We start from the raw sequence: 284 nt of genomic DNA, 5'->3' as shown, positions 1-284 counted from the left end.
AATATCATATTTTCCCAAAATAAATTATGATTACCAGGATGAGCTGGTGAGATAATCTTATTTAATAAATAAGCTCTCTGTTTACAAAGAATTAAATCTGATGCAGAAATAGTAGAAGTAATAGTAACAGATGATTCTCCTTGAAAAAAGGTACATTCAGATGCTTTCACTGTAGATAAAAAAATTAATAATATGGCACATAGAGTAAATAGATATTTTAAAATCATTTGTATAATTTCCCTCACTTAATAAGTATTCATAATGAAATTAACATAAATACAGCT

General features: G+C 25.4%; 1 protein-coding gene. It reads right to left on the bottom strand.

Annotation, left to right across the window (positions count from 1 at the left end):
- On the bottom strand, positions 1 to 227 hold a 227-nt coding region (locus BN338_RS12790; RefSeq protein WP_210160969.1), incomplete at its 3' end, for a hypothetical protein.
- Positions 228 to 284 lie beyond the last annotated feature (57 nt).

Origin of the sequence: Bartonella queenslandensis AUST/NH15, from assembly GCF_000312585.1 — a bacterium.
GTDB classification, from domain to species: Bacteria; Pseudomonadota; Alphaproteobacteria; order Rhizobiales; family Rhizobiaceae; genus Bartonella; species Bartonella queenslandensis_A.
Note: the sequence above shows the minus strand (reverse complement) of the source record. Positions and strands in the feature narration are given on the sequence as shown.